Annotated in this window: 26 protein-coding genes and 2 pseudogenes; 15 read left to right on the top strand and 13 right to left on the bottom strand. The window is 69.9% G+C overall.

Annotated features, from left to right (window positions below; genetic code table 11):
* Positions 1-128: 128 nt before the first annotated feature.
* A complete protein-coding gene (locus tag ACIRS4_RS28180; protein WP_404201328.1) occupies positions 129-1,553 on the top strand; it encodes a polysaccharide deacetylase family protein in 1,425 nt (474 codons plus the stop codon).
* Between the two features lie 599 nt (positions 1,554-2,152).
* Here the strand turns inward: ACIRS4_RS28180 and ACIRS4_RS28185 are convergent.
* Entirely contained in the window at positions 2,153-2,812 is a 660-nt protein-coding gene (locus ACIRS4_RS28185; protein ID WP_404201330.1) for a winged helix-turn-helix transcriptional regulator, read from the bottom strand.
* A gap of 164 nt (positions 2,813-2,976) precedes the next feature.
* Here ACIRS4_RS28185 and ACIRS4_RS28190 point away from each other — a divergent pair, with 164 nt between their 5' ends.
* From ACIRS4_RS28190 to ACIRS4_RS28200, 3 genes are all read left to right on the top strand, one after another.
* Entirely contained in the window at positions 2,977-3,549 is a 573-nt protein-coding gene (locus ACIRS4_RS28190) for a dihydrofolate reductase family protein (RefSeq protein ID WP_404201332.1), read from the top strand.
* Between the two features lie 597 nt (positions 3,550-4,146).
* Positions 4,147-4,719, top strand: a complete 573-nt coding sequence (locus tag ACIRS4_RS28195) for a TetR/AcrR family transcriptional regulator (RefSeq protein ID WP_404201334.1) — start codon at positions 4,147-4,149, stop codon at positions 4,717-4,719.
* A gap of 47 nt (positions 4,720-4,766) precedes the next feature.
* Complete coding sequence (locus ACIRS4_RS28200; protein WP_404201336.1) at positions 4,767-5,438, top strand: enoyl-CoA hydratase-related protein; 672 nt, start codon at positions 4,767-4,769, stop codon at positions 5,436-5,438.
* Between the two features lie 8 nt (positions 5,439-5,446).
* Here the strand turns inward: ACIRS4_RS28200 and ACIRS4_RS28205 are convergent, their stop codons facing one another.
* Positions 5,447-5,728, bottom strand: a complete 282-nt coding sequence (locus ACIRS4_RS28205) for a hypothetical protein (RefSeq protein WP_404201338.1) — start codon at positions 5,726-5,728, stop codon at positions 5,447-5,449.
* 152 nt (positions 5,729-5,880) lie between these two features.
* Positions 5,881-6,183 carry a hypothetical protein gene (locus ACIRS4_RS28210; RefSeq protein ID WP_404201340.1) on the bottom strand — a complete coding sequence of 101 codons (303 nt, stop codon included), beginning with the start codon at positions 6,181-6,183 and terminating at the stop codon, positions 5,881-5,883.
* A gap of 38 nt (positions 6,184-6,221) precedes the next feature.
* On the opposite strand from ACIRS4_RS28210, the gene ACIRS4_RS28215 reads away from it, so the two are divergent.
* From ACIRS4_RS28215 to ACIRS4_RS28235, 5 genes are all read left to right on the top strand, one after another.
* Positions 6,222-6,866, top strand: coding sequence for an MFS transporter (locus ACIRS4_RS28215; RefSeq protein WP_404201461.1), 645 nt, complete (start codon positions 6,222-6,224; stop codon positions 6,864-6,866).
* 228 nt (positions 6,867-7,094) lie between these two features.
* Complete coding sequence (locus ACIRS4_RS28220; RefSeq protein WP_404201462.1) at positions 7,095-8,027, top strand: LysR family transcriptional regulator; 933 nt, start codon at positions 7,095-7,097, stop codon at positions 8,025-8,027.
* Positions 8,028-8,151: 124 nt separating this feature from the next.
* Positions 8,152-8,961, top strand: coding sequence for an MBL fold metallo-hydrolase (locus ACIRS4_RS28225; protein ID WP_404201342.1), 810 nt, complete (start codon positions 8,152-8,154; stop codon positions 8,959-8,961).
* A 41-nt stretch (positions 8,962-9,002) separates the two neighbouring features.
* Entirely contained in the window at positions 9,003-9,410 is a 408-nt protein-coding gene (locus ACIRS4_RS28230) for a tautomerase family protein (RefSeq protein ID WP_404201344.1), read from the top strand.
* A gap of 122 nt (positions 9,411-9,532) precedes the next feature.
* Entirely contained in the window at positions 9,533-9,760 is a 228-nt protein-coding gene (locus ACIRS4_RS28235) for a hexameric tyrosine-coordinated heme protein (RefSeq protein ID WP_404201346.1), read from the top strand.
* Between the two features lie 718 nt (positions 9,761-10,478).
* On the opposite strand, the gene ACIRS4_RS28240 is transcribed toward ACIRS4_RS28235, so the two are convergent.
* Positions 10,479-11,363 carry a sigma-70 family RNA polymerase sigma factor gene (locus tag ACIRS4_RS28240; RefSeq protein WP_404201348.1) on the bottom strand — a complete coding sequence of 295 codons (885 nt, stop codon included), beginning with the start codon at positions 11,361-11,363 and terminating at the stop codon, positions 10,479-10,481.
* Positions 11,364-11,433: 70 nt separating this feature from the next.
* On the opposite strand from ACIRS4_RS28240, the gene ACIRS4_RS28245 reads away from it, so the two are divergent.
* Complete coding sequence (locus ACIRS4_RS28245) at positions 11,434-11,910, top strand: carboxymuconolactone decarboxylase family protein (protein ID WP_404201350.1); 477 nt, start codon at positions 11,434-11,436, stop codon at positions 11,908-11,910.
* A 132-nt stretch (positions 11,911-12,042) separates the two neighbouring features.
* Here the strand turns inward: ACIRS4_RS28245 and ACIRS4_RS28250 are convergent, their stop codons facing one another.
* The 5 genes from ACIRS4_RS28250 to ACIRS4_RS28270 all read right to left on the bottom strand — a co-directional run bounded on the left by ACIRS4_RS28250 (position 12,043) and on the right by ACIRS4_RS28270 (position 15,811).
* Positions 12,043-12,174 carry a hypothetical protein gene (locus tag ACIRS4_RS28250; protein ID WP_404201352.1) on the bottom strand — a complete coding sequence of 44 codons (132 nt, stop codon included), beginning with the start codon at positions 12,172-12,174 and terminating at the stop codon, positions 12,043-12,045.
* 14 nt (positions 12,175-12,188) lie between these two features.
* Positions 12,189-12,953: an SGNH/GDSL hydrolase family protein gene (locus ACIRS4_RS28255; RefSeq protein WP_404201354.1), complete on the bottom strand. Its 765-nt coding sequence runs from the start codon at positions 12,951-12,953 to the stop codon at positions 12,189-12,191.
* Complete coding sequence (locus ACIRS4_RS28260; protein ID WP_404201356.1) at positions 12,950-13,420, bottom strand: cupin domain-containing protein; 471 nt, start codon at positions 13,418-13,420, stop codon at positions 12,950-12,952. The genes ACIRS4_RS28255 and ACIRS4_RS28260 overlap by 4 nt, the downstream gene beginning before the upstream one ends.
* Before the next feature lie 82 nt (positions 13,421-13,502).
* Positions 13,503-14,339, bottom strand: a complete 837-nt coding sequence (locus tag ACIRS4_RS28265) for a helix-turn-helix domain-containing protein (protein ID WP_404201358.1) — start codon at positions 14,337-14,339, stop codon at positions 13,503-13,505.
* A 512-nt stretch (positions 14,340-14,851) separates the two neighbouring features.
* The gene (locus ACIRS4_RS28270) at positions 14,852-15,811 is read right to left on the bottom strand and encodes a helix-turn-helix domain-containing protein (RefSeq protein WP_404201360.1); all 960 of its coding nucleotides are present in this window, start codon (positions 15,809-15,811) and stop codon (positions 14,852-14,854) included.
* A gap of 145 nt (positions 15,812-15,956) precedes the next feature.
* Here ACIRS4_RS28270 and ACIRS4_RS28275 point away from each other — a divergent pair, with 145 nt between their 5' ends.
* From ACIRS4_RS28275 to ACIRS4_RS28285, 3 genes and pseudogenes are all read left to right on the top strand, one after another.
* Complete coding sequence (locus tag ACIRS4_RS28275; protein ID WP_404201362.1) at positions 15,957-16,388, top strand: YybH family protein; 432 nt, start codon at positions 15,957-15,959, stop codon at positions 16,386-16,388.
* A gap of 44 nt (positions 16,389-16,432) precedes the next feature.
* Entirely contained in the window at positions 16,433-16,828 is a 396-nt protein-coding gene (locus ACIRS4_RS28280) for an MmcQ/YjbR family DNA-binding protein (protein ID WP_404201364.1), read from the top strand.
* Positions 16,825-17,364 (top strand): annotated as a pseudogene (locus tag ACIRS4_RS28285) (IS5 family transposase); the annotation flags it as partial. The gene ACIRS4_RS28280 and the pseudogene ACIRS4_RS28285, both read left to right, overlap by 4 nt.
* 509 nt (positions 17,365-17,873) lie before the next feature.
* Here the strand turns inward: ACIRS4_RS28285 and ACIRS4_RS28290 are convergent.
* The gene (locus ACIRS4_RS28290) at positions 17,874-19,043 is read right to left on the bottom strand and encodes a S1 family peptidase (protein WP_404201366.1); all 1,170 of its coding nucleotides are present in this window, start codon (positions 19,041-19,043) and stop codon (positions 17,874-17,876) included.
* A 1,342-nt stretch (positions 19,044-20,385) separates the two neighbouring features.
* Between ACIRS4_RS28290 and ACIRS4_RS28295 the strand changes: the two are divergent.
* Positions 20,386-20,463 (top strand): annotated as a pseudogene (locus ACIRS4_RS28295) (hypothetical protein); the annotation flags it as partial.
* Positions 20,464-20,811: 348 nt separating this feature from the next.
* Here the strand turns inward: ACIRS4_RS28295 and ACIRS4_RS28300 are convergent.
* Positions 20,812-21,264, bottom strand: coding sequence for a DUF5707 domain-containing protein (locus ACIRS4_RS28300; protein ID WP_404201368.1), 453 nt, complete (start codon positions 21,262-21,264; stop codon positions 20,812-20,814).
* 647 nt (positions 21,265-21,911) lie between these two features.
* Between ACIRS4_RS28300 and ACIRS4_RS28305 the strand changes: the two genes are divergently transcribed.
* Positions 21,912-23,606 carry an IPT/TIG domain-containing protein gene (locus ACIRS4_RS28305; protein ID WP_404201370.1) on the top strand — a complete coding sequence of 565 codons (1,695 nt, stop codon included), beginning with the start codon at positions 21,912-21,914 and terminating at the stop codon, positions 23,604-23,606.
* Between the two features lie 141 nt (positions 23,607-23,747).
* Here the strand turns inward: ACIRS4_RS28305 and ACIRS4_RS28310 are convergent, their stop codons facing one another.
* Both ACIRS4_RS28310 and ACIRS4_RS28315 read right to left on the bottom strand, forming a co-directional pair.
* The gene (locus tag ACIRS4_RS28310; RefSeq protein ID WP_404201372.1) at positions 23,748-25,232 is read right to left on the bottom strand and encodes an APC family permease; all 1,485 of its coding nucleotides are present in this window, start codon (positions 25,230-25,232) and stop codon (positions 23,748-23,750) included.
* Between the two features lie 81 nt (positions 25,233-25,313).
* Positions 25,314-26,969 carry an amidohydrolase gene (locus ACIRS4_RS28315; RefSeq protein WP_404201374.1) on the bottom strand — a complete coding sequence of 552 codons (1,656 nt, stop codon included), beginning with the start codon at positions 26,967-26,969 and terminating at the stop codon, positions 25,314-25,316.
* Positions 26,970-26,975 lie beyond the last annotated feature (6 nt).

Below are 26,975 nucleotides of genomic sequence, written 5' to 3' on the forward strand. Positions count from 1 at the left end.
GGACCGGATTTTTCACAGTGGCGTCGAGGGTCGCTGAAAAACGCCTCTGACCTGGACGCTCGTGACCAGAACGACCGCGGCGCCGCCGACGGCGTCCGCCCTCCCCTTCCCCCAGGTTCTGGTCACCCATGCGCACTCACACCCTGCTGCCCTCGCTTCTGCTGCTCGGCACACTCTCGATCACAACGGCCTGTTCCCCCGGTTCCCCGGAGCCGGGAGCCGCCGGCCCGCCACGATCCGCTGCCGAATCCCCCTCGCCCGTCCGCGGCGTCGATCCATCGAAGATCAAGGGCCTGCGGATCGTCAGCAACAGCAGCGAGCAGCGCTCCTGCCCCTTCGCCACCAGCTATCCGGACGTGCCCGGTGCGGAGACGATGACGGCCGCGATGAAGAAGGACGTGGAGCAGCGCCTGGCCACATTCCGCGAGGGGGCGTGCCGTGACGGCTCAGTCGGCGAGCTCAACGTCAGCCACAGGTTCCTGGTGGCTTCCGGCGATGTACTCGGCGTCCGGCTCACCACACAGGACGGCAGTGCCGCCGGGTCCGGGCTGTCGACCAAGGCGTACTGGTACGACGGCGACGCGGGCGACTACGGCACCGCTCTCGGACTCATCGCCGACGACTCCCGGGACGCCTTCATCTCGACCTTGAAGGACGAGCTCAAGGGGCGCGAAGGCTTCGACACGACCACCTTCGACGGCACGCTCTCCGACCCGGCCTCGCGCGTCACCGCTCTGGACGACATGGCTTTCACCGCCGACGGTGGGCTGCAGGTGAGCTTCGACCGCGGTGAGGTGGGCGCCCCACCCGCCGGAACCTACATGGTGGCCCTCTCCCAGAAGACGGTCACCCCCTGGCTTTCCGCGTTCGGCAAGCGCGCCCAGCGGCAGACCATGGCCCCCAGCCGTTCGCTCGCCCTGGGCGCTACGAGCACCCCCGGCCCGGCCGCCCCCACCCACACCGCCTCCGGCGACGACGACACCGACTGCAAGAAGGTCACCTGCATCGCGCTGACCTTCGACGACGGACCGTCGGTTCCCGAGACCGCGGCCCTGCTGGACCACCTGGCCCGGTACAAGGCGCGCGCCACCTTCTTCACCGTCGGCCAGAACGTCGCCGCCCACCCCGACCTGGTACGCGCCGAGGCCCGCGCCGGACACGAGGTCGGCAACCACTCCTGGAACCACCCCGACCTCACCAAGCTCACCCCCGAGCAGATCGCCTCCCAACTCAACCGCACCAGCGCCGCCATCAAGGCCGCCACCGGCAGGGAGCCCACCCTCTTCCGCCCGCCCTACGGCGCCGTCGACTCGACGGTCCGGTCGGCCACCAGCCTCTCCCCGGTGCTCTGGGACGTGGACACCGAGGACTGGAGGTACCCCGACGCCGCCAAGGTCGCCCGGATAGTCATCGGCAAGGCGCAGCGCAACAGCGTCGTCCTGATGCATGACATCCACCCCACCTCCGTCGCCGCGGTCCCGCAGATCCTGCGCACCCTCACCGCCCGCGGCTACCACTTCGTCACGGTCAGCCACCTGCGCGCCAGCCTCTGAGCACCCGCCTCGAGCGGCCGAGCGCGGTCCGAGCCTGCTCGTCGCCCACCCAGTTGCTGAACCATCAGCTTCCGGCGTGGAGCCGGACACCGAAGGAGTACGCATTGCTGCCCAAGTCGGTCAGGTGGGGGGTGCTCCCCACCCTCGCAGGTGTGGTGACCCTCGCGGTCGCCGTGCCGGGACCGGTCGCGCAGGCCGTCGCCCCCTAAGCGGCGTCGATGGAGCAGCGCACGGGGACGGCCTTGCGCTGGGCCCGGACGACCGGGATGCCCTGGGTGCCGTCGAGGGGCTGGCAGCGGATGAGGAGCCCGCGGTGCACCGAGGGGATGGCGCTGACACGCAGGCCGGGAGATCGCTGAGCATCAGTCCATCACCACCGAGACCAGGATGCCGATCTACCTCTGCAAGCCTCGGAGCCCGTGGCAGCGCGATACCGACGAGAACATCAACCGGCTGCTTCGGCAGTACCTCGTCACGGGCGCCGACCTCCGCACGTTCAGCCAAGCCGACCTGGACGCCATCGCCCACGAACTCAACCACCGTCCAGGCAAGACCCACGGCTACCGCACTCCGGCAGCGTCGCCGGTGGTATCCCGTAGTCAGAAGGCAGGGGCGGGAAGGCTGAGCACGGCGGTCAGGCGTGCGACGGAGGTGGTGTCGCCTTCGACGCGGACGTCCCCCGCAGCGACCGCGTCGGCCAGATGCCGTCCGCCGTACACGACGCGCGCGAGCGCGGAGGGCCGTGCGGTGATGACGGCTTCCGGCTGCTGTTGGTAGCCACGCTCGGCATGCAAGGTGCCGTCGGCGATGAGGACGCGGAAGACCTCGTCGCCGAGGTGAAGCTCGTACCGTCCGTGCACGCCCTGGCCTCGACCGGGGTCGAAGTTGGTGCGAAGGGAGAGGATGAACGAGGTGGCGCTCAGGTGGGCGGTGCGGTCGTGGGCCGGTGAGCGCACCGCCCAGCGGCCCAGTGCCCGTACGACGGGTTCGAGTTCGAGGCCCCAGTCAGTGAGCTCGTAGGCCTCTGCGGCGGCGGGGGCCGGGAGACGGCGTTTGTGAATGATGCCGGAGGCCTCCAGCTCGGCGAGGCGCTGGGCGAGCACGTTGGTGCTGATGCCGGGCAGGTCTGTGCGCAGTTGGCCGTACCGCTTGGGGCCCAGCAGTAGCTCGCGGACCACCAGGAGTGCCCAGCGCTCGCCGACGAGGTCGAGGGCGTGGCCTGTCCCGCATGCGTCGTTGTAGCTCCGTTTCGTTGTCATGCTGACGAGCCTACCCGGATGGTTTTGACTTACAAGCGACTGGTTGTTTTTTGAAAGTCCAATGGCTACGGTGATCATCGGCGGCAGCAAGCGCGTTGCGGGCCGCAGGCCAGACCGGGCCGGTTCGATGAGAGCCGGACACGAGACACCGAGGGAAACCCCAGATGCGTACTCTGATCAGCTCCGCTTTCATCTCGCTCGACGGTGTCGTGGAGGGCCCCGGCGGTGAGCCCGGCTACCGGAACTCCGGGTGGACCTTCAAGGACATCGCGTTCCTCCCCGAAGCGTTCGACATCAAGGGTCGCGAGCAGCACGAGGCCACCGCCGTACTGCTGGGCCGGACCAGCTACGAAGCGTTCAGCCCGGTGTGGCCGGAGATGGCCGACTTCGCCGACTACAAGGTGATGCCGAAGTACGTCGTCTCCACCACCCTCACCGAGGACAAGCTGGTGTCGAACTGGGGCGAGACGACGATCCTGCGCTCGCTCGACGAGGTCGCCGCGCTGAAGGAGACCGAGGGCGGCCCGATCATCGTCCACGGCAGCGCGTCCTTGAACCAGGCCCTCTCGGACGCCGGCCTGATCGACCGCTACCACCTGCTTGTCTTCCCGCTCCTGCTCGGCGCGGGCAAGCGCCTGTTCAGCGCCACGGACAAGGACACCCAGAAGCTCAAGCTGATCGAGCACGAGGCCTACGCCAACGGCCTGCAGAAGAACGTCTTCGACGTCATTCGCTGACAAGGCCCCTGCACTCGCCTTGCCGTCGCGCCCGGGACGTCGACTCATCGGGGGCCTGCTCGGCGGACGTCGGACATCCGGGCAGGCCGGAGGAGGCCTGCGATGAACACGGCCCATCGGCACAGCAGTACCCGCCCCCGCCCTCGCCGGCATGCGCTGCGCACCCAGGGCCGGCTGATTCGGCCTCGCCGACCGGCCGGTGCGGTCACCTTGATGTTGATCAGCGGTGAGCCCTGGGGTACGGCCGCGTGCGGTGCAGCCCGCCTCCCTCATCCGGCGAGAGCGCGGGTGTGCAGACGGACGGTGCCGAGCATGGCGTAACGGGGGCTGTCGCCCAGTCCCGACCGCCACCCCGCCGGCGGTTCTCTCCCAAGTGCACCGTGTGAGCCGAGTGTGCTCAGGGGTACCGCCACAGCCGGCGCGCATCTCGGCCGAGCGGTGCCACCGCAACGGATTCAACGACCGCCCGCCGCTCCTCTTGCATGTTCTATGCCATACCCCATAAGTTACCGGCGAGTAGATCGCTTGGTGGGCCGTATGGCCATGAGGGAAGGTCGGGAGCGGATGAGCCCGCGCAGGAGTGACAGCCGTGACCGGATGATTCTCAGTGCTGCCGCTCTGCTGCGTGAGCACGGTGCGAGCGCAACCAGCATCGACCAGGTGCTCGCTCACAGCGGAGCTCCTCGGGGCTCGGTGTATCACCACTTCCCTGGCGGCCGGGCGCAGCTCATCGACGAGGCGGTGGCACGGTCGGGGGACTTCATCGCGGGGCTGATCGACGCCGCCATGCAGGCGGACGATCCGGTGGCGGCCGTCGACGCGTTCTTCCTGCTGTGGCGTGACCGGCTGGTGGAGAGCGGCTTTCGGGCCGGCTGTCCGATCGTGGCGGTGGCTGTGGAGACCAATGACGATGCGCCCCAGCTCGCCCGTTCCGCCGCCGCGGTCTTCGCCCGTTGGCAGGAGGCCCTGGCGGCCCTCCTCGTGCGGCACGGTCTGAGCGAGGAACGCAGCCGCAGGCTCGGTGCCTTCATCATCGCCGCGGTCGAAGGCGCGGTGATCATGTGCCGGGCCGAACAGAGCACCGCCCCGATCGAGGCCGCCGCCGCCGAGATCCACGATCTGCTCCTCCACGCCCTGCGCCGCGGTACTGAATCCGGCCCCAGGCCGTAGCCCGCAGCCGCCCAGTCGCTCCACCTGCATACCTCGAAGGAGTCGCCATGCCCTCGCTCGACCGTCAGGACAGCGTCTTCGTCCTCGACCTCGGAGACGGTGAGAACCGCTTCCACCCCGACTGGCTCACCGCCGTCAACGCCGCGCTCGACGAGGTGGAGAAGGCGGAAGGCCCCCGCGCCCTGGTCACCGCCGCCACCGGCAAGTTCTACTCCAATGGGCTCGATCTGAAGTGGCTGTTCGCCCACGCCGACCAGCAGCAGGATTACGTCGTCTCCGTCCATGAGCTGTTCGCTCGGATGCTGTCGCTGCCGGTCGTCACGGTGGCCGCGCTGCAGGGGCACACCTTCGCTGCCGGCGCGATGTTCTCCCTCGCCCACGACTTCCGCGTCATGCGCTCCGACCGCGGCTACTGGTGTCTGCCCGAAGCGGAGATCAGCATCCCCTTCGCGCCCGGCATGGCCGCCCTCATCCAGTCCCGGCTGGCCCCGCAGACTGCGTACGAGGCCATGCTCACCGCCCGCCGCTACGGCGGCGTCGACGCCGCGGCTGTCGGCATCGTCGACCAGGCGGTCGGTGAGGATGCCGTGCGCTCCACCGCGATCGAGATCGCCCAGGCTCAGGTGGACAAGGCCGGCGACACCCTCGGCACCATCAAGGCCCGCATGTACGCGCCGGCCCTGGCCACCCTGCGCGACAACACCAACCCCCTCGGCTGACGGACACCTCACCACCGCACCGAGCCCCGCCCCGGGCGCTTCCACCCCGGGGTGCGGGCTGCCCCAGCTGCCCACCGCATGAGGAGACAGGGCCGATGACGGCCGACACCGCCTGGCACAAGAGCGCGGTGGCGTTCGGGGGGGGAGGGGAACACGAGCAGCAGGCTCAGCAGCCCGCCCTCGAAGACGCGGTAGCGCACCAGGTCGATCCGCTCGCGCCAGGCGATCGACTCGGCGTCCTGCACGCCCAACACCTTTCGGACGAGCGCCTCGAACTCGTGGTGCGTCATGTCCCGCCAGGACAGGTACGAGACCGCCTGCGACAGCACGAGCCGGACAGCTCGACGTCCTCCCCGTCCGCTTCCCGCCGGAACGACATCAGCTCGGCCACGAGCGCCCCCTCCCACGATCGCTGCAACAGATGCGATCGAAAGCAGCTATGTCATGCCTCCTCGCTGGAGGTGTCTCCCAACGTCTCGTGCAGCCAGTCGAGTTCGGATCGGGTGATGGCGCGGGCGATGAGGAGCATGCCGCGCCGGTAGGGGTCGTCGGTCTGCTCGGCGCGGACGGGCTCTTCGTCCTCGTAGAAGAAGCTCGACGGTGCCTCGAGGAACGCCAGACGGCGGCGCAGGACCGCGTGCTGCTCGGCGGTGTCGGGCAGCAGGGAGAGGAACGCAAGGACGGTGAACCAGCGGGCGAGGTCGGTGATCTCGTGGTCGGCGGGTTCGCGCAGGCGTCGCAGCATGTCTGGGACCGCGTCCGCAGGGCGGGCTGCGCAGCGAACTGAGCGCGTTCCGCAGCGGCCAGCTGTGGCTGGCGCTGGCGACGGTGGTCGTCGGCTGCGGCGGCTTCTTCGCCTGCTACTCCTACATCGCGCCGATGCTGACGGACGTCGCCGGGTTCTCGGACTCCGCAGTGCCGCTGATCCTCGCGCTCTTCGGCGTCGGCATGACGCTGGGCAACATCGCCGGCGGGTACGCCGCCGACCGCGCGCTGCGGCCGAGCATCTGCGCGGCGTTCCTGCTGCTCGCGGCGGTGCTGGCGCTGTTCTCCGTGACCGCGCATACGCAGTGGGCGGCGGCGCTGACGGCTCTCGCGGTCGGATTCTTCGGCTTCGCGATGGTGCCGACCGTGCAGACCCTGGTGATGGAGAAGGCCGGAAACGGACCCACCCTCGCCTCCGCGGCCATGCAGGCCGCGTTCAACCTCGCCAACGCCGCCGGCGCCTACCTCGGCGGGGCGGCCATCGCGGCCGGGTTCGGGCTGACCTCCCCGAACCTCGTCGGTGCCGCCCTCGTCGCCGCCGGCTTCGTGGTCGCCGCCGCAGCCTGGGCGGCGGACCACAGCAAGGGGACGGACCGCGCCGCGTCCACGGTGGTCCACACGGCCGGAGCAGCTTCCGACCGGCGGAGCGCGGTTCGCCCGTGACCGCCTGGTGCCCGCTCTTCCCGTCGTCCCGAGCCTGGGTGATGTGGTCCTGGCTGCGCCCGACGACGTTCCACCACATGGCGGACACGTGGTCTGGGTGCGCGGGGCGCAGGGGCGTTCATGGCAGCGCAGACAGCAGGCCGCTGCCGCCCGCTGGGTGGTGTACGCGACGGAGGAACATGCCGGTTACGCTGCATTCATGTTCTCCAGGCATAGTGCGAGGCAGTGATGACGACCTCCGGCCGCGCGACCGCGTCCGGTGTCGAGCTGCGGCACCTGCGGGCGTTCGCCGCCGTGGCCCGGCACCGCTCGTTCACCCGGGCCGCCGAGGAACTGCTGATCACTCAGCCTGCGCTCAGCCGCACCGTCGCCCAGCTGGAGACGGGCCTCGGAGTGCGCCTGCTCGACCGCTCTTCCCGTGGCGTCGCGCTCACCGACACGGGCGCCCAGTTCCTCGTCCACGCCGAGCGGACCCTCGCCGCGTTCGACGCGGCCGTGGCGGCGGCGCGCCGTGAGTCCGTCGTCCGGCTCGGGTTCAGCTGGTTGCTGCCCGACCCCTGGGCCCAGCGCGCCATCGCCGGCTTCGAGCGCGCCACCGACGCGCGGGTGGAACTGGTCCGCTGCGACGACCCGCTCGACGCCCTCGACCGCCAGACAGTCGACGTCGCCCTGGTACGCGGCGGCAAGCCTGTCGCAGCCACCCTACGGATGGCCCGCCTGTACGACGAGCGGCGCGTCGCCGTCCACGCCCGCGAAGAACGCCCGGGCGACGGTCCGGACGCCTCCCGCAACCCTCCCGCAGAGGCTCTGCGCTGGCAGGACGCCCACGAGTGGACGCTGGTCGTCAACACGGTCAGCGGCACGACCGGCCCCTGGTGCTGGCCGGACGGGGGCGGGCCCCGGCGGTATGTGGAGACCGCGAACTTCGACGAGTGGATCGAATCGGTGGCCGCGGGGCGCGGAATCGGCATCGTCCCCGAGGTCGCCGAGCGCCGCATTCAGCATCCCGCGCTGCGTTTCCTGCCGGTGACCGACGCGCCGCCCAGCCCGGTCCGCCTCGCCTATCGCCCCGAGTCCGGCACGGGGTCCGCGCTGCTGCGCCGCTTCCTCGAAGCGGCTCTGGACGCGGCCGCGACCTGCGTCCATGCAAGTGAGGCATAGCTTCGACCAGAGCGGCATTTCCGCTGACCGCCCCCTCTTCCTACGGTCGAGGGCGGAGGGACTCAGAGCGGCCGGCCCCCCGGCACCGCTCCCTCCTCCTGCCCGAACCTAGGAGCCCGGCACCATGGGATCGCGATCCCCCCTTCTTCCCCGTCATGACGGCTCGGCCATGGTGGTCGGCGGCCCCACGACCGTCCTCGACCTCGGCGGGCTGCGGATCGTCTCCGACCCGACCTTCGACACCCCGCAGTCGTACGGCTACCTGACCAAGACCGAGGGCCCCGCCGTCACCGAGGACCGGTTCGCGGACGTCGACCTGGTCCTGGTCAGCCATGACAACCACGCGGACAACTTCGACGACCGCGGCCGCGCCTTCGCCCTGACCGCCCCGCTGCTGCTCACCACGACCGGCGGCGCCAAACGCCTCAACTCCCCGGCGAAAGGCCTGGCCGCCTGGGACACCCACGGCCTCAGACGCCCGGACGGCGGCGAGCTGACCGTCACCGCCGTGCCGGCCGTCCACGGCCCCGAGGACGGCGAGCGCGACCCGGACGGCGAGATCAACTGTCAGGTCACCGGATTCGTTCTCACCGGCGACGGCCTCCCCACCGTCTACATCAGCGGCGACAACGCCTCCATCCGCACCGTCACCGAGATCGCCCGCCGCATCCCCGACATCGACGTGGCCATCCTCCACGCCGGTGCCGCCCGCGTCTCGGGCAAGTTCCGCGAACGCCCTGTCAGTCTCGACAGCGTCCGCGCCGCCGCAGCCGCCGCGATCCTCTCCGCCCCGGTGGTCATCCCCGTCCACTGCGACGGCTGGGCCCACTTCACAGAGGGCCGCGATGCCATCGCGCACGCCTTCGACGACGCGGGCCTCACCTCCGTCCTGGCCATCGCCGACCACGGCACCTGGCTCCCCCTCAAGTCCTGACCCCACATCACGTCCTGACCCCACCTCGAAGGAGCTTCCCCATGCCCCTCGTACGCATCGACCTCATCCGCGGCCGCAGCCCCGAGGCCGTCAAGGCCATCGCCGACGCCGTTCAGAAGTCCCTCATCGACGTCCTGAAGATCCCCGAGCGCGACCGCTTCCAGATCATCACCCAGCACGACCCGGACGAGATGATCGCCGAGGACGCCGGACTCGGTTTCCGACGCACCGGCACCGGCACCGTCATCGTTCACATCTTCACCCAGCGCGGCCGCAGCACCGAGGACAAGCAGCACCTCTACAAGACGCTCGCCGCCCAGCTCGCAGACGCCGGCGTCGACGGCAAGGACCTCTTCATCAGCTACTTCGAAAACGGTCCCGAAGACTGGTCGTTCGCTGACGGACGCGCCCAGTACGTAGAGGGCGACCTCCCCGTACCCGGACGCTGACCGCCCCCAGCTCACAGCGCGAGGCTCCTCTCCCGAAGGGGGAGACCGCACGTGACAGCACCGCCACTCCCATCACGGCCGATCGGCCGCAACCCCTATTCCCACCCCGCAGGAGCATCGTCATGGAACTCGTTCCCCACAACTCTTTGAAGACCGCCACGCCGCAGGAGGGCCGCGAACTCGCCCTCAAGATGGCCCGTCTCGTCATCAAGGCGACTCAGCCCGACGCCGAGGTCCGCACGCGCCTGCGCCCGGTGTACGCGGAGAACCCCGACTCCCTCATCGCCATAGGCCAAGTGGTCGCCACCGAGTTCGCCACCATCGCCGCCGCCAACGACTACTGGCGCTGACCACCCATCGACAGGGCCCCTCTCCAGTGGGGGGTGCAGGACGTCGGCGTCGGAGAACTCCTGGACGCGGTCGCCCAGACCTCTCCGGCCGCCCCCCGTGCCGAACTGAGCGCAGCCGTCCGCGCCTTCGAGCGATGGACAGTTCGCGGTTGACGGTGTCGGCGTCCGTCTCGTCAGCCCGCGCCGCCGCCAGACCTCCCACAGGGCCGGGTCGCCGATCGCTGCGACGGGGAAGACGGGCGGCTTCGCGCCCCGGCGAGCATTCATCCCCACGTTGTGAGGGAGATCCGGTAGATCCACGCGGAGGACTTTGCTATGCCCGCGCCGGTGAGGTACCGCTCGACCGCCGTGCCGTACGACGCGCGCGGGGCAGACAGAGGCACGACCCTGGCGCGCGGCAACCGAAGTGCGCCCCCACTCCCGACTTCGGTCACCGGTTCGATCGTCACGCCGTCCCGCCCTTCCGGCGCTGCCGCAGATTGTCGTACACGCCACCTGGCCGTAGCTGTACGAGAACAGGGCCAGGACCCCCGCGAGTTCGCAAGAACTGAAGGCACTTCGGCTGGAACCCGAAGGTCCGATGCCCTGATGTCAGAGGGCGGGCCCGTGGGGTCGTGGTGAAGTCGCGGGGGTCTCCAGAGGCCGCTCCAGGGTGCGTGAGCGTCCGGGCGATCAGCCGTCTTCCCAGCGTCCGCCTCCTGAGGGTGGCCGGCTTCGGTCAGGTGGTCAGGCCGAGCGTGGTCAGACGGTCAGGATCGCTGAGGATGTCGAGCCCGGTGATGCGGCCGTCCCAGATGGTGAAGGACATGACGGACAGCGGTCGGCCCTCGGCGAACGAGACGACGCCGGGTGTGCCGTTGACCAGGACAAGGCGTGCGTCCGCCGCGAAGCGGGCAAAAGCGATCGCCTGGGATGCCACGTCGGCCGCGCCGCGCCGCAGGATGCTCGGGACGAGCGTGCCGCCGTCGGAGCGCGCGACCACGTCGGGGTCGAGGACGGCCAGGAGCGCCTCGAAGTCGCCGCCGCGGGAAGCGGTCAGGAAGGCGTCCACGACACCGCGCTTGCGGGCGATGTCCGTGTCGGCCGCCGGGGCGGCGCCCTGAACCCGGCGGCGCGCGCGGCTGGCGAGCTGCCGGGTGGAGGCCGTGGTCCGGCCGAGGACGGGGGCGATGTCGTCGAAGGGCACGTCGAACATGTCGTGCAGGACGAAGGCGAGTCGCTCGGCCGGGGAGAGGGTCTCCAGAACAATCATGAGTGCAATGCCCACCGAGTCCGCGATCAGGATCTCCTGCTCGGGGTCGACGCGGGCCAGCGCGGTGACCACCGGGTCCGGCAGCCGGATCGACCCGTCCTGCTCGGGCAGCGGATCCTCGCGTCGAGAGGTACGCGAGCGCAGCATGTCCAGGCATGTCCGGCCGACGACCGTGGTGAGCCAGGCCCCAAGGTTCTTCACGTCGCTCACGTCAGCGCGGCTGAGCTTGAGCCAGGTCTCCTGGACGGCGTCATCCGCCTCGGCGAGCGATCCCAGCATCCGGTAGGCCACCGCCCGCAGCCCGGACCGCTCCGCCTCGAAACGGTCGGCCAGAAAAAAATCTTCGCTCACCTGTCACACCCCCGCGTCCGGATCCGTCGGTCCAGTGACAGACGCTAACGGATCACCAGGAGAGCATCAGATGAATCCCGCGATCACCACCACTGCCCGTATGAAGAACCCCGCTCTCGTCCTGCCGGACGCCATGAAGGGCATCCAGAACATCTACAAGGCCATGTACCAGGGCGGCGCCTCTCCGCAGATCCTGGAGCTGGTCCACCTGCGGGCCAGCCAGATCAACGGCTGCAGCGCCTGCGTGTTCGCCGGTGTGGCGGGCGCGAAGAAGCACGGCGAGACCGATGAACGTCTCCACGCCGTGGCCGCCTGGCGCGAGGTCCCGTTCTTCACCGACGAGGAACGCGCCGCCCTGGCCCTGACCGAGGCCGCCACCCGGATCGCCGACCGCTCCGGGAAGGCCGTCCCCGACGAGTTGTGGAACGAGGCCGCCGACCACTTCGATCAGGAGCAGCTCTCCGCGATCATCCTGATGATCAGCCTCACCAACTTCTTCAACCGCATCAACACCACCATCGAGGAGCCCGCCGGCACTACTTGGTAACCGGCGCTGCTGACATGTCGTCAGGGTCCGAGTGCACGCCTTCCCGAGCGACGGTGCTGATGGTCGCGGACGGCGTCAGCCGGTGCGGCCGGTTTCGAAGTCGATCTGGAGGAGCTGCCGTGCCGAGTCCGCCTAGCGGATCGCGGTCTTCTCATCGATATCACTCTCGCGCTGTTTGCCGGTGACGGCGTCCCGGGCGGTGCTGATGTCCTGTCGGGTGACTTCCCGCAGGTGGTCGTAGAGGCTGGACCACTCCGGCAGCACCGGTTGGATCTCGTTCAGGTAGGCCCATGCCGTGTGCCGCGAGCGGGGCTCGGACCGCGGGCCGCCGTCGGGGTCAGCAGACCGGCGTCGATGACCTCAGCGATGAGGGCGGCGCCGCGGCTGTTCTGGTGGATGTGGTCGGTCGTGAGCACGAGACCTCGCCGCCGCGAGATCGTGTCGAGGCTGCGGCGCAGCACCGCGTGCTGGACGAGGACGCCGACGACCGCTGCGGGCGTCGCCTCCCGGTACGGAATCGGCGGCGGGTCCGCTTGGCGCAGTTCCTCGATCTGGCGTTCGTGCAGCGGAAGGTAGGCCACCTCGTTGGCGGCGGCGACCTCGGCGATCATCCCGCTGTACGCCTGCGATGCCTGTGCCGCTGCTCCGTCGGGTTGTTGGCCGAGTACCGGCAGCGACAGCAGACCGATCGTCGCGTCGGTCTCCGCTCGCAGCCGCGCGACGACGGCTCCCAGGCACTGCTGGAACCAGCCGGCCGACGGGCGACGGGGGAGTAGTTTGCGCTTCATGGCCTGCTCGACGGGGTAGCCGGCAAGGCTCGCTCGGGCGTCGTTGGTCCCGATCAACACGGTGATCACATCGGGTGGGTTCGTGACGACAGCATCGAGGCGCTGCAAGAGGTTGTGGGCGAAGTCGCCGTTGGCGCCGAAACGGGCAAGCCGCACGTCACCGGGAGGGTGGCGTCGTCCGAGAAGATCCAGGTAGTCGACGCTGAACTGCGCGCGGGTGAGGCTGTCGCCGAGGCACGCGATGCGTGTCGTCACGGCGCTTCCTCCGGGCTGGGCGCACCGACGCGTTCGGTCGGGCGGGCGTCGGTCCGAGGACGGTGGTCGGTGCCGAGGGTCGCAGTGACGGCCATGATGGACGTCGGCCCCTCCATGTCGACCACGTGCCATACCCCGGCCGGGTTGATGGTGGCCTCGCCCGGCCCGAGCAGAACGCGGTCGGGCACCCCGTCCACGTCGCGAGTGACCGTCACGGACCCGCTGAGGCAGACGACCAGTTCGTCGCCTGCAGGGTGGCTCTCCCAATGGTCGCCGGGCCCGTCGCCGTCGAAGATCATCACCATCCGGCCCTCGGCGCCGTCCGCCGCGACCGCGGCGCTGTAGGCCTGGAGCACCTCCGGGTCCCAGGTGAAGCCCTCGACGGGCTTCGCTCTCGATCCCAGTCCGAGGTGCACGGGAGTGGTCCGCAGGTCCATGGCATTGCGTTCGTGGTTGACGAGTCTCATGCCGACGATCGTCCACGACAGCGATCGGGCGGTCTTGAAGAAAAGGGAAGAGAAGCCGACGCGAAGGGCAGACGGAAGCCGGCTACCCGGCTCCGAGGAGGACTTCGCCGCGACGCCAGGCCGTCGGCGATCGGCTTGTGAACTCGCGCCAGTCCCGGACGAGATGGGCCTGGTCGGCATAGCCGGAGACGGTTGCCACTTCGCCCCATGGGAGCGGGTACTGCGCCGCCGCCAGTTCGTGCGCGTGCTCGAAGCGCAGGACTCGGGCGAAGGTCTTCGGCGACAGGCCCACCTCACCGCGAAACCGCTCGGTGAGGTACCGGCGGCTCCAGCCGAGTTCCGCGGCGACCGCACCCACCTGGACGCAGCCCCGCGCGGCGACGAGGCGGCGCCATGCCTCGGCTACCTCGGGGCGCACCAAGCGCACATGGTCGCCGCAGGCGCCACGGCCGACAGCTCGGAGGAGCAATTCGTCCAGCGCGGTGAACCGCGCCGCCCATGTTGTCGCCGATCGGAGCCGGTCGACCAGCTCGACGGCAAGGGCTCCGAGAAGCTCGTCAAGTGGGACCAGTCGGTGGGCGAGTTCGGCGGACGGCATGCCGTAGACGGCCCGGGCCCCGAGCGGTGTCAGCGATACTCGAACACCTTGCTGGCGTCCGTCGTGGTGAATCGCGACGGACCGGCACATCAGACCGCCGGCCACGCTGCCGAATCGGGTGACCGGTGACCCGTCGTCGACGCCCGCCGCCACCTCCAGGGGATCTGACAGGCTGATCACCGCATTGAGCGCGCGGCTCGGCGGGCCGCAGTGCACCCCCGTCGGGAGCCCGCGGAGGTCGAAGCCGACATACGAGTCGACGTAGTCCCGTAGGACGGGCGCCGGACGTGCACAGACCCCGGTGGCCGTATGGTCCTCCATTTTCGTCAGTGTACGAGCCGCCCAGCCCATGAAGACCACAGTCCGCGGGACCTGCCGGCGCATCCTCGAGGCCGGCCACCCCGTCCTGACCGACACCGACTGGGCACTGTCGCCGAGCAGCGGGCCAACCTGGACCGGGCCCACGAGCACCGTCGGCTCCAGGCCGGACAGACGCTCAGCCGTGAATCCGCAGGCCTGCTGAAACTGGTGCTGCTGGCCGGCATCCGCTGACGCACTGGGGCCCTTCCAACCCGGCTGATCATGAGGTGAGTTGATGCGGGAGCCTGTCCCCTCTGCGGACTGCCCGGCGTCTGGAGCTCGATACGACATGGCGTCGGCACCAGCACGGTCCACCGGTGTGTGACCGAGGCCGTCGAGGCCCTGGCCGCTCTCGTGCCCGACCTCGCTACGGCCGTCCGGGCTGCGGCGCGCAAGGCGTTCGTGACCTCGACGGGACTCTGGACACCTACCGGATCGACCGTCGAGTCGAGGACATCACCGCCGTACGACGGTCAAAGACCCAGGCTGGGGCTGCTTTTCCGGTGTTCTGCCTGTACCGCCCAGGCGGCGGGGGTGATGCCGGTGTGGTGGCGGAAGAAGCGGCCGAAGTCGGCGGGGTCGGGGAAGTTCAGGTGGGCGGCGACGGCGCGGGCGGTCCAGCCTGCGGGTCCGAGCAGGCGGCGGGCTTCGAGGAGGCGGCGTTCGTCGATCACCTGGCGGGCGCCGGGGCGGCCGGCGTCCTGGGCGGCGCGGGTGAGGGTGCGCACCGAGCAGCCGAGGAGCCGGGCGTAGTCGTCCACGTGGTGCCGTTCGCGGAAGTGGAGTTCCAGGGCGTCGAGGAAACGCTGGTGGAGTGCTGCGCGGCGGGTGGTGGGCGAGAGGGTGGCCGGGGCGCCGGGACTGTGGGCGAGGCGCAGCAGGAGGGCCTGGAGGAGGTTGCGGCGCAGTGCGTGGTGGAGGTCGAGGGGGCGCCGTCCCAGGGCTCGGTGCTCGTCGAGGAGTTGATGGGCGGTGCGTTCGGCCCAGGGGGCGTCGTCCGGGTGCGGGGTGAGGACGGCCGGTGCGTCGTGCGCGGTGGCGGGGGTGAGCAGGCGGGCGGTGCCGGCGTCCAGGACGTCCGGCTCGAAGAGGATGAAGGGGCCGGTCGCGGTGGAGGGCGGGTGCCAGCACTGGGTGTGTCCTGGGCGTACCCAGAGCCATTTGCCGGGGGTGACGGTGTGGGTGATGTGGTCGACGTCGTGCTTCAGGACGCCGGACGTCACGAGGATCAGGTAGTGGAAGGTGGCCCGGCCCGGCCGTGGCGGGTTCCACGGCCAGTCGTCGTGATCGGCGTGGAAGTCCTCGATCGTGGTGACCTCCAGGCTGTACGGGGTTCCGGCCGGCGGCTGGAAGCCGTACAGCGGGGCGGGTGCCGGGCCCTCGGCGGGGCCGGTGGTCTCGTCCGCGGCACTCTGTCCGTCGATGACCATCATGTGTCCGCAGTTTAGCGTCCCAACCGGACAACCCCGGGACAAAGTGGTTCTCAGGCCCGCGACGGCGGGCCTCCGGTGCCGACCGGTACCGGAAGTGCACACGTGCCGACGGACTCGACCGCCGGGCGTCCACGAAGGGACACGTATGAGCTTCGACAAGGCAGCGATCGGCGCCACCGTTCTGGAGCTGGAGAAGGCCTTCAACGAGCGGTGGAGCGCCGGTGACAACCGCGGCTACCTCGACAACTACGCCGAGGAGATCAGCTACTTCGACCCGATCCTGAAGGACGTGATCGTGGGTCGCGACCAGGTGATCGCCCACATCGAGGCGCTCTACTCGAACCCGCAGATCGTGCGCAGCGAGTATCTGCACCCCGTCGTGCACGTCGGCGACGGCGGCGACTTCGCGGTCCTGGCCTACAACCTCAACACCTACGTGCTCGACGACGGCGGCACGGAGCGGCAGCTGCGGGCCTGGAACGCCACGGAGGCGTACCGGCTGATCGACGGCGAGTGGCGGATCGTGCACTCCAACTGGGCGTTCGCCCAGACCGCGACCGAGGCGGTCGCGTCCTGACCACGAGGCAGGGTCCGCAGCGGAGGAGGAAGGAGACACGCGTCATGGACGGCGCAGAAGTACAGCGGCTGGCCGCCGAGTACGCCGAGGGACTGCCCGGCTCCGGGCTGGAGCGTCCTTTCGGCCCCGAGTGGGACGTGCACAAGGTGCGCGGCAAAGTGTTCATGCTGGTCACAGAGGTGACCGGGGAGCCGATGGTGATCCTCAAGTCCGCCCCCGACGAGTCGGCCGTGCTGCGGGAGCAGTACGCGGAAATCACTCCCGGCTACCACATGAACAAGAAGCACTGGATCACCCTGCACGGCGGCGGCGCCCTCGACCGCGGCCTGGTCGAGGAGCTGGTCACCGACTCCTACCGGCTGGTGGTCGAGGGCCTGCCGAAGGCACAGCGGCCGGTGGACCCCGCGACGTACGGCCGGCGTGCCGGAGCCGGGGGGTGACCCTTGGGCTGTGGTCGCTGATCGAGCCGTCGCTGCCCGCGCCGGCACCGAAGCTCGTCGAGGGCAGACCTGCCGGACCGGCAGGCGCTGGGCGGGATCCTGTTCGTCCTGCGCACCGGGATCCAGTGGGAGTACCTGCCCCAGGAGCTGGGCTTCGGTTCGGGCATGACCTGCCGGCGGCGCCTGGCCGCCTGGAACGCAGCCGGCGTCTGGGACCAACTGCATGTGCTGCTGCTGGAGAAGCTGCGGTCGAAGGACAAGCTGGACTGGTCGATGGCGGTGATCGACTCCTCCCAGGTCAGGGCTGCCCGCAGGGGCCCAAAAGCGGGCCCAGCCCGGTCGACCGAGCACGGCCGGGCAGCACGCACCACCTCATCGTCGACGGGTAGAACATCCCGCTCGCGGTGTCGCTGACCGGCGGAAACCGCAACGACGTCACCTAGCCGCTGCCCCTGCTGGACAAGATCCCGGCCGTCGCGGGCCGGGTCGGCAGACCCCGCCGACGACCGGACGCGCTGCCGGCCGACCGCGGCTTCCTCGGACCCGCCGTCTGCCTGATCACCCACCGCCACCTCCGACGCCTTTGTCAGAGCCAGTCGTGGCCGGCACTGCGGAAGTCTGCGGTTCACGGGGCCGACGCCCAGAACGTGGTCCACCCGTGTTCGACGCGCGCCAGATGTCCGGGCGTGACGAAAGGGCCCCTCCCGCCCGGAGGCGAGAAGCGGCTGAATCGCCCGGACTGTGAGCAGGTGTCGGCTTGGATCAGCTCAACTTCCGACGCGGCACATGCAACGCCTTCGGGCATAGTTGAGCCGAAAGACGTGCTCAACCAGCTCATTCGACACCTCGAAGCGTGGAAGGAAACGGAACCGGCAGAGCCCCCGGGGTGTCGACGGTGTCGAGTGGAGTCAACACCGCCTACGACCGGGGGCTCTGTCACATCGCCATCCCCTGACCTGTCCAACTCACCCTCAACACAGGGGAAGGAGACTCAGCCATCACCTGCTGGACGAGTCCTCAGCCCCTCGGGGCGATCGGCCTCGGTTCAGACATTCGACGAGAGGCCGAGATAGGTGCCGTTCAGCGCCCCGAACGAGTTCACCTGGCTGCTCTCTGCGAGGGTTGTTCCGAAGCAGACCGACCAGGAGTTCGCCCCGACCCCCGAGGACGGGCACTTCCAATCGCCCAAGTGCGTGCCCGAGGCGGTATACAGATCCATACCCGCTTCCGCGCCATAGAGGCTGGACTGGTTGTTGCGCACGATCACCGCTGCCTGGACCCCGCTTCCGCTGGACGACCTGATCGCACAGGCCTGCGCGATCACGCCGGTGGCGATCGTCTTACTGCCGGCGCAACGCCACGTGCTGGAGCTGGAAGTGATCGGGTTTGTGTTGCCGTAAGCACGCCAGGCACCCGCTGCGGCCGCAGCGGGAACGGCGACAGTGGAGCCGACCCAGGAGCGCAGGTCGTCCACACGGGTGCTGACCGCGCCGGTCTGGGTCACGGCCGGATCGGCGCCGAAGCAGCCTCCCTGCCAGGATCTGCTGCTGACGGCGACCAGTTCGGCTTTGCCGCCGGCCAGGCGCACGGCCGGGCCGCCGGTGTCGCCCATACAGACGCTCGCGCCGTTCTCGCCGGTGGTGGCGACCGTCTCCGCTGCGACCGAGTCGACGGCGAAGGTGCCGCTGTGCAGGCGCGCCGGAGCCCATTCGGTGGCGGTGCGGCCGTAGCCGGCCACCGTCAGCCTTTCGCCGGGCGTGGCCGCGGCGGCGGCCAGACTCACGGGCGTGATGGTGGTGACGGGGCGGCTGAGCCGCGCCAGGACGGCGTCCCGTGACGGGTGTGCGACGAGTTCCACGACGGTGCGGGTCTCGCCGCCGGAGGTCGTGAGGTCGGTGCGGCCGATGGTCGCGGTGGTCTTGAGCTTGGGCGCGCCGGTGGGTATGGCGAGGCTCGCGTCCGGGTTGTCGGCAAAACAGCTGGTGGCGGTGAGCAGCCAGTACGGGTGTACCAGGGCGGCGGAGCAGGCCTTCTGGCCGTCGCCGATCTCAAGGCGGGTGGTGAACGCGAGCGTGCCGTCGACCGCGGCGGTGCCGGAGAGGGCGTTCGCGGGGGTGGCGCTCAGCGCGAGCAGCGCGGCGACCAGTGGTGCGGCAAGGCGTGTGGTTAATGCTCTGGTGAAGGGGGCGAGGCGATGGTCTCTGAGGTGTCGCATGACCTTGGTTTCCTAGGTGGGAGACGTGTGACTCACGCACTCGACGGGCCCCCGCAGGGACGGAGCCGAGGCGCCGGTGAGGGTGCTGCTTGGCGGATCTGAGCTCGGCGAGCCTGTGCTCGCGTCGCTCCGGGTCCGCGCGCGCCCACCGCTGTCCACTCCGACACGTGGTGTCCACGAGAGGCCATCTGTGTGTCCGGCGGGCGCGCGGGGGTGTCGTACCGCCGGACCTGGCAGCCTGGTGTACGGGGTGCGGGCTTCCAGGTTTCCGGTGTCGTCGGTGGTGATGAGTTCAGTGGAGGCGTGGTCCCGAGCACCCGGTGTGGCGTCCCGTGAGGACTCGCAGTCCGCGCGGGACCACGTCTTCACTGTGCCGGTGCGATATACGCGTGGTCAGGCGACCTTGGTCCGGGCCCAGGTCCAGAACCCGGTGCCGGAGTCCCAGGCCTTGACCGGTGCGTTGATGCCGGTGCCGGTGGAGGTCCACAGGGCCGAGTGACCGCGTCCGGCGGAGGTATTGCCGTAGCTTCATTGCATCCCCAAGTCCGTCTCTGACGCCGGACATTCGTCACTGGTCTCGCTCTTTCGGGTGCACAGGAATGCCTTATCGGCATCGCTCTGCCGGGGTGCGTTCCAACTCCCCCGGGAAGAGGCCTCCCTACGCCCCAAAGCGAGAAGTCCTCGCCCCGGTGATCACCATCCTCTTCATCATGCAAACACGAAGCCATCCTTAGGTCGAGCGCGTAAATCCGTGCACACTGTGGCAATCACCACGCTCCACTCGTGACCTCCGTCACACTCCATAAAGGTTGCACGAAGATTGGTGAAGCTCCTGCAAAGAAGATTCTGATGGTCCATCAGTGTGCTTGCTGGAAGTACGTGTTAAAGAAGGTACCTACTTAATTGATCCACCCCGCTAGGGCAGTTGCCATGGGACGAACTGCAAGTACTCCCGACCGTTGACCACTTCACGTCCGTCGGCACTCCACCTTTCGAGAGCGCCCGGAACCGCCCTGCCGGTGCGATGCGGCATGTCCTGTCACCAGCTCGCACGAGGACAACTCTCCGCTGCGGACAATCTTCGGGAGCCGTCGCCGCATGCTCGGCGCGCTCGCCGCCTCCGCCGCCGTGGCCTCCACGCCCTTGACGCTCCTCCCCACGGCCGCCGCCACTGCAGTAGGCGCGGCACCAGAACCGGTGCCACTGCCGGACACCAGGCGCGCCGAGGTCGTCAGGGCGCGGCTGACCGGTGGCAGGGCATCAAGGCCGCCGCCGAGGTGCTTTGTGGGGGCGGACGCCGACATCCGGACCTTCCTCGCCCGAGACGGCGCCGAGGCAGACCGTGGGGGACAACCGCGTCGCGATCGTCCGTAGCCTGGACCGTGCGGGCAAGGGTCTGCGAAGAGAGGCCGTCGCTGCTCTCGAGAGCGGCGACGCCGCGGTCGCCGCGTTCCTGAAGGACGGCTTCAGATCGGCCGTCCACGGAGATCTCCGGGTCGCCACCCCTGTCGTCTCGACCGCCGGCGACAAGGCGGTGGTGCGCAGCGCCAACGGTGACTTCCTCACCATCGGCATGAAGAAGGCCTCCGGCGAGGAGCTGCGCGTCGCGATCGGCGAGATCCTCAACGATGGCGCGGGCAGGGCTGTCACCAACGCCGCCGGTACGGAATTCCTGAGAATGGCTTGTGACGGCATCCAGGGTATGACGGCCCCTCAAGAAGGTTCTTCGAGGGGCGCGGAGCGATCGCCACTCACCCGCACGTCTGGGTCACACCACCGTGAAGTCGGCCGCCTTGGTGTCCAGCGTCGTGCCGCCGTCCTTTCCGGTGGCCAGGACGGCCACGTGCCACAGACCCTGCGGGGACCCGTCGGCATCGGCGCTGGTGACGGCGACCTTATAGGTGCACCGCTCGGTGTCCCCGCCCGACGGCTTGCAGACGGCCGACTCGGCGGCGGTCATGTCCTTGGCAGTCAGTCCCTTCTTCGCGAAGGACGAGTTCGCCGGCCAGGCCAGCACCTTCACGCTCTTGACGTCGGAGGACGTCGTGACGTCAGTGGTGAAGGTCAACGAGCCGTCGCGGTCGCCGTCGGGAGCGGCGTAGCGGGCCGTGCTGTGCGCCAGCGCCGGAGGCTGGTCCCCGGCGTAGGCGAGGGCGAAGGCACCGGCACCTAGGAGGACGACGACCCCGGCAGCCACGGACAAAACGACGCGACGTGACATGAAAGATTCCCCTGCCAAGCTCAGCTGGATCACACCGGCGCTCTCGACGGCGCCGTGCACCCATACTGGCCGCGCACCGGGCGCGGGGAATGAGTACGCCTACTCAACTCCCCTCTGCGTGAAGGACTTTTCTCTCAGTGCGGATACAGGAGAGAGGTCGGCCTTCGTGCCGCGCCCCATGCGGTGCACCATGCCGAAGTCGATGCCCGCGGGCGCTCGCCGGCTCACGGCAACGCGGGGCACTACGTGGCCGGGACGCCAAGAGAACATCTGATCTCGTGCCGCGACCGAGCCGCTACGCCGCCATCCTTCGCCCAGCCCGCGGGCCGCTTCGTCGACCAGGAGCCCTGGGGTGGTCACCGCCCCTGACACCCGCCACCCTGCGGGCGAATGAAGACCCGCACCTGCACGGCATCGACACGGCGCACCGGTTCCCCGAAGGGCCGGCTCCCCATACACGATTGAATGGACGTCAGAAAATCTGACATTTTTCGCACACGTTGAAGTGCATCTCCGTATGGGTATTTCGCCTGTACGCGTGTACAACTCACCGCCCGGTCCGGCCGGGCGCTGCTCACGGTTGGCCCATCCGGTGGAGCAGACATTTCCGTGCGGGAGGAACTCTCCCGCCTGCCTCAGGGAGTGTCATGGTCACCTCGACGTCGCTACCTTCACAGCCTGCCAAGGCGCGCGGTCTCGTACTCAGTGCTGCCGTGTTCGGGTCAGGAACCACGATTCCGGTCGGGAGCGGGCCCCAGGGCATCGCTCTCACGCCCGACGGGACCCGCGCCTACGTGGCCAACCGGGCCTCGAACACGGTGAGTGTGATCGACACTGCCACCGACACCGTCACCCACACCATCCCCACCGGCGCAGACCCGGTCTTCCTGGCGGCCGGCCCGGACGGCACGCGGGTGTACGTGACCGTCAACACCGACGGTCTGCTCAGCGTGATCGACACCTCCTCGAACACCATCGTCGCGAACATCGCCGTCGGGGCGGGGGCGTCGGTGGTGGGGGTGACCCCGGACGGCGCCCACGCCTATGTGTCCGTGCAGAACGCGAACCTGGTGAGTGTGGTCGACACCGCCACCAACACCGTCACCGGCACCGTCCCGGTCGCAGGCGCGCCGATCGGTCTGGCCGTCACGCCGGACGGGACGCGGGTGTACGTCGCGTCTCTCTTCTCCAACACGGTCAGCGTGATCGACACCGCCACCGACACCGTGACCGGCACTGTCCCCGTCGGCCCCAACCCCATCCTGGTCAACGCCGCGCCCGACGGGGCTCACGTCTACGTCACCAACGTCGGCGACTCCACGGTGAGCGTCATCGACACCGCTACGAACACGGTGACGGCGACCGTCGGCGTCAGCTCCCAGCCGCGCCTGGTGACGGTGAGTCCCGACGGCGCCCACGCCTTCGTGGCGAACTTCGAGCCGGACACGGTGAGCGTGATCGACACCGCCACCCACACGGTCGTGGAGAACATCGACGTGGGCGACGGCCCCACCTGCATCGCGTTCACCCCGAGCGGGACCTACGCCTACGTGACCGACAACGCTTCGGGCAGCGTGGGCGTCATGGCGACGACCGTGATCCCCGACCAGGGATCCACGGCCGGCGGCACCCGGGTGACGATCACCGGCCACCACCTGGCCAACGCGAGCTCCGTCCGCTTCGGCACCGCTCCGGCCACCGTCACCGCCAACACGGACACCTCGCTGACCGTCACCGCCCCCGCAGGAAGCGGCGCCGTCCCCGTGACGGTCACCACCCCGGGCGGCACCGGAACCCTCGGCACCTTCTACTACCGCCCCGTCCCCGCCCTCACCGGCATCAGCCCCGCCGCAGGCCCCGTCGCCGGCAGCGACCAGGAGATCATCATCACCGGCCGCAACCTGGCCGGAGCCATCGACGTGTACTTCGGGCCCCGCCGAGCCGTCATCCAGAAGGTCTCGGACACGGAACTGGACGTCAGGACACCGGCCGGAGTCGGGGCCCCGGTGTCGGGCGGCGTCACCATCACCGTGATCACCCCCGGCGGCCGCGCCGAGGGCCTGCTCTACACCTACCTCGGCACACCCACCGTCACCGGCGTCAGCCCCAGCACGGGACCCACCGCCGGCGGCACCGAAGTCACCATCACCGGCACCGGGCTGGCCGCAGCCGACCAGGTCACCTTCAACGGCGCTCCTGCCGCCTTCACCACCGTCTCCGACACCACGCTCCTCGCCACCTCCCCGCCCAGCGGCCAGGAAGGGACCTTCGACATCACCGTCACCACCCCCGGCGGCACCGCCACCGGATCCTTCACCTACGCCGCCGAACCCACCCTCTGACCCCCGCCCCTTCCTGCTGCGGCCGAGGGGCATGGTCGTGCACCTTCTGCGTGGACCGTCTCGTGGTCGGGTGTACCGGCGCGGGGCGGTACCGCGCCCAGCGACTCGGGCCGGGAGGCGGCACCGCCGGGCACCGGGGAATCAGGCAGCGTCGACGTCGGTCGTGGCGAGCTTGGTGTAGACGTCGGGCCGGGTGCGGCGGATGCGTGCGGCCAGACCCATGCCGGCCAGGAACACCGCCGGGGTGAGCGCGACCAGTGACCAGTTGACGGTCGGGCCGGCACCGGTGAACAGGTCCAGGCGCTTGCAGACCAGCACGGTGACAGCGGTGAGAAGGACGCCGGCCGCGGCGGGCGCGAGGAGGGTGCGCAGGCGTCCCTCACCGTGCTCGGCGCGGTTGCGGCGGAAGAAGGCGACCACCGCGAAGGCTGCCAGCGCCTGCAGGACGAGGACGCCGACCACACCGGGAGTGTTCACCCACAGGAAGAACTTGGTGTAGGGGTCGACGCCGATGACGGCGAAGACGGCGACCACCACGACCGCCAGGACGCTCTGGGCGATGCCGGCCACCCACGGCGAGCCGTGCCGAGAGTGCACCCGGCCCAGCGCCGCGGGGCCGACACTCTCGACGGAAAGAGCGTAGACGTAGCGGGTGATGGCGTTGTGGAAGGCGAGGAGGGCGGCGAGCACGCTGGTGACGATCAGGACGCGCTGGACGTCGGTCGCCCAGCCGCCGACGTACTGGGTCATGGCGGTGAAGAACATCTCCGCCGGGTTCTTCGCGGCGACGGCGACGGCCTGGTCGCTGCCGAACGCCTGCACGATGATCCAGGCGATGAAGGCGTAGAAGAGGCCGAGGAAGCCGATCGCGAGGTAGGTGGCGCGGGGCACGGTGCGGTCGGGTTCGCGGGCCTCCTCGCGGTAGATGGCGGTGGCCTCGAAGCCGATGAACGCGGCGACGGCGAGGCCGAGCGGCCCGCTCATCCCGGAGACGAACACGTTCGAGGGGGCGAAGGAGTCGAAGCTCAGCCCGCTCGCGCCGCCCTTGACCAGGACCGAGCCGGCGAGCAGCACCAGGATGGCGGTCTCCGCGATCAGCAGGGCGGCCAGGACCTTGGCGCCGAGGTTGATGGAGCGAAAGCCCAGGAACCAGACGACCGCGATCCCGGCGAAGGCGTACACCGGCCAGGGCAGGTCGACGCCGAGGAGGTCGTTCGCGGTGGTGGAGGCGAAAAAGCCGAAGGCGCCGAACATGCCGATCTGGAGGGAGTTGTACGAGAAGACAGCGAGCAGCGCCGCCCCCAGTCCTGCCGGACGTCCGAGGCCTCGGGCTATGTACGAGTAGAAGGCGCCGGCGTTGCGGATGTACGGCGTCATCGCGGTGAAGCCGACCGCGAAGAGGACCAGCAGCACGCCGATGGCGAGGTAGGCGACCGGGGCGCCGATGCCGCCGAAGAGGATGGCGAGAGGAGCGACGCCGGCCATCACCGTGAGCGGGGCGGCCGCGGCGACGACGAAGAAGACGACGTCGGCGACGCCGAGTCTGCCGCGCTGAAGGTGGCCCTGATCGGCGTCTGCGGCCGGTGGGAGCTGCTGGGGAGCGATGGGGACGAGGGGCTCGGCCATGGAGGTCTCCGCGTGGTGTGGGTGGTCGGGGAGCGGGTGGAACGTCCGGGAGACGCGGACCGGTCGTGAAACGACGTACGTCTATCGTCTCCCGGCACGCGTGCTGCGGGGGGTGGCGACATCGTGAGTACGCCGGCCGGCGAGCCAGGTACCCAGGACGGGGAGATGCGCGAGGTCACCCGGGGCGGTCCCGGCCGGGTCGGCGGCGAGATGCACCAGGTCAGCGCGCATTCCGGGACGCAGCGCGCCCCATTCCTCCTCCTCGAACGCCTGGTAGGCGCATCCTGCGGAGTAGGCGGCGAGAGCGGTGTCGACGTCGATCCGCTCCTCGGGGAACCAGCCGCCCTCGGGAACACCCCCGGGCGTCTGACGGGTCACGGCGGTGGCGATGCCCCGCAGTGGTTCATGGGCGGTGACCGGCCAGTCGCTGCCGAACGAGAGCCGTGCGCCGGAGGCGAGCAGGGCGGCGATCTGGTACTGCCGCCCGCCGCGTTCCGGGCCGATCCTCGGCAGGGTCAGCTCGGTCATCAGAGGGTCGGGCTGGGCCCACAGCGGCTGGAGGTTGGCGACCACGCCGAGTGCGGCGAACCGGGCCAGGTCGGCGGGGTGGATCAGCTGGGCGTGGGCGATGACCGGACGGCGGTCGCGGGCGCCGTTGGCGCGGGCAGCGGCCTCGATCGCGTCCAGGGCGCCCCGGACTCCGCCGTCGCCGATGGCGTGGAGGTGCGCGCGGAAGCCGAGGGCGTCGACGGCGGTGACGGCCTCGGCCAGCTCCCGGGGGTCCCAGTTGGCGATGCCGTGCGAGTGCGGGCAGTCGGTGTAGGGCTCGAGGAGGGCGGCGGTGCCGGACTCGATGACGCCGTCGGCGAAGAACTTCACGGTCCGCGCGGTCAGCAGCCCGGGTGCGGAGCTCTCCACCTTGTCCCGGTCCGCCGTGAACCGGAGGATGCGCTCGCGCCAGCCGTCGGGTTCCAGGATGAAGGCGAGGTCGGCTCGTAGGGGAAGCCCCGGCTCGGTGGTCGCGGCGGTGACCCAGACGTCGGCCTGGTGCGGTTCGACCCAGGCGTCCTGAACCCAGGTCACGCCGGCTGCGGCGAACCGGGCGGCGGCTTCGCGCAGTGCCGCTACCTGTACCTCGTGGGACGCCGTGGGAATCAGGGCGAGTACCGGGCCGAGGGCCCCGAACTCGCGCAGGGTGCCCAGCGGCTCGGAGGATCCGTCCCTGCGCAGGATCTCCCCGCCCGCCGGATCCGGGGTCGTGGCGGTGTGACCGGCCCGGCGCAGAGCCTCGCTGTTCACCCAGGCGGTGTGGTGGTCCATGGTGCGCAGGACGACGGGACGGTCGGGTACGGCGGCGTCCAGCCACCGGGCGTCGAACCGGCCGTCGAGGGCGAGCCACGGGTCGAAGCCGTCACCGGTGATCCACTCCGTCTCCGGGTGTTCGGCGGCCCAGTCTCGTACGGCCTCGACGATCGCCTCGACGCTCGTCCGGCCCCGGACCGGAACGCCGGCCAGCCCCAGACCTCCCATCACCGGGTGTACATGTCCGTCGCCGAACGACGGCAGCAGGGCTCCGCCGGCCAGGTCGACGACGGCGGTACGCGGTCCCCGGGCGGACAGCGCCTGCGCGCCGAGGGCGGTGATGCGGCCGCCGGTGACGGCAAGGGCCTCGTGGACGGGGTCATCTGCGGCCCCCGTCCGGACGGTCCCTCCGGTGAAGACGATGTCGGCGTGCATGACGTG

Source organism: Streptomyces sp. NPDC101166, assembly GCF_044768125.1.
GTDB lineage: Bacteria > Actinomycetota > Actinomycetes > Streptomycetales > Streptomycetaceae > Streptomyces.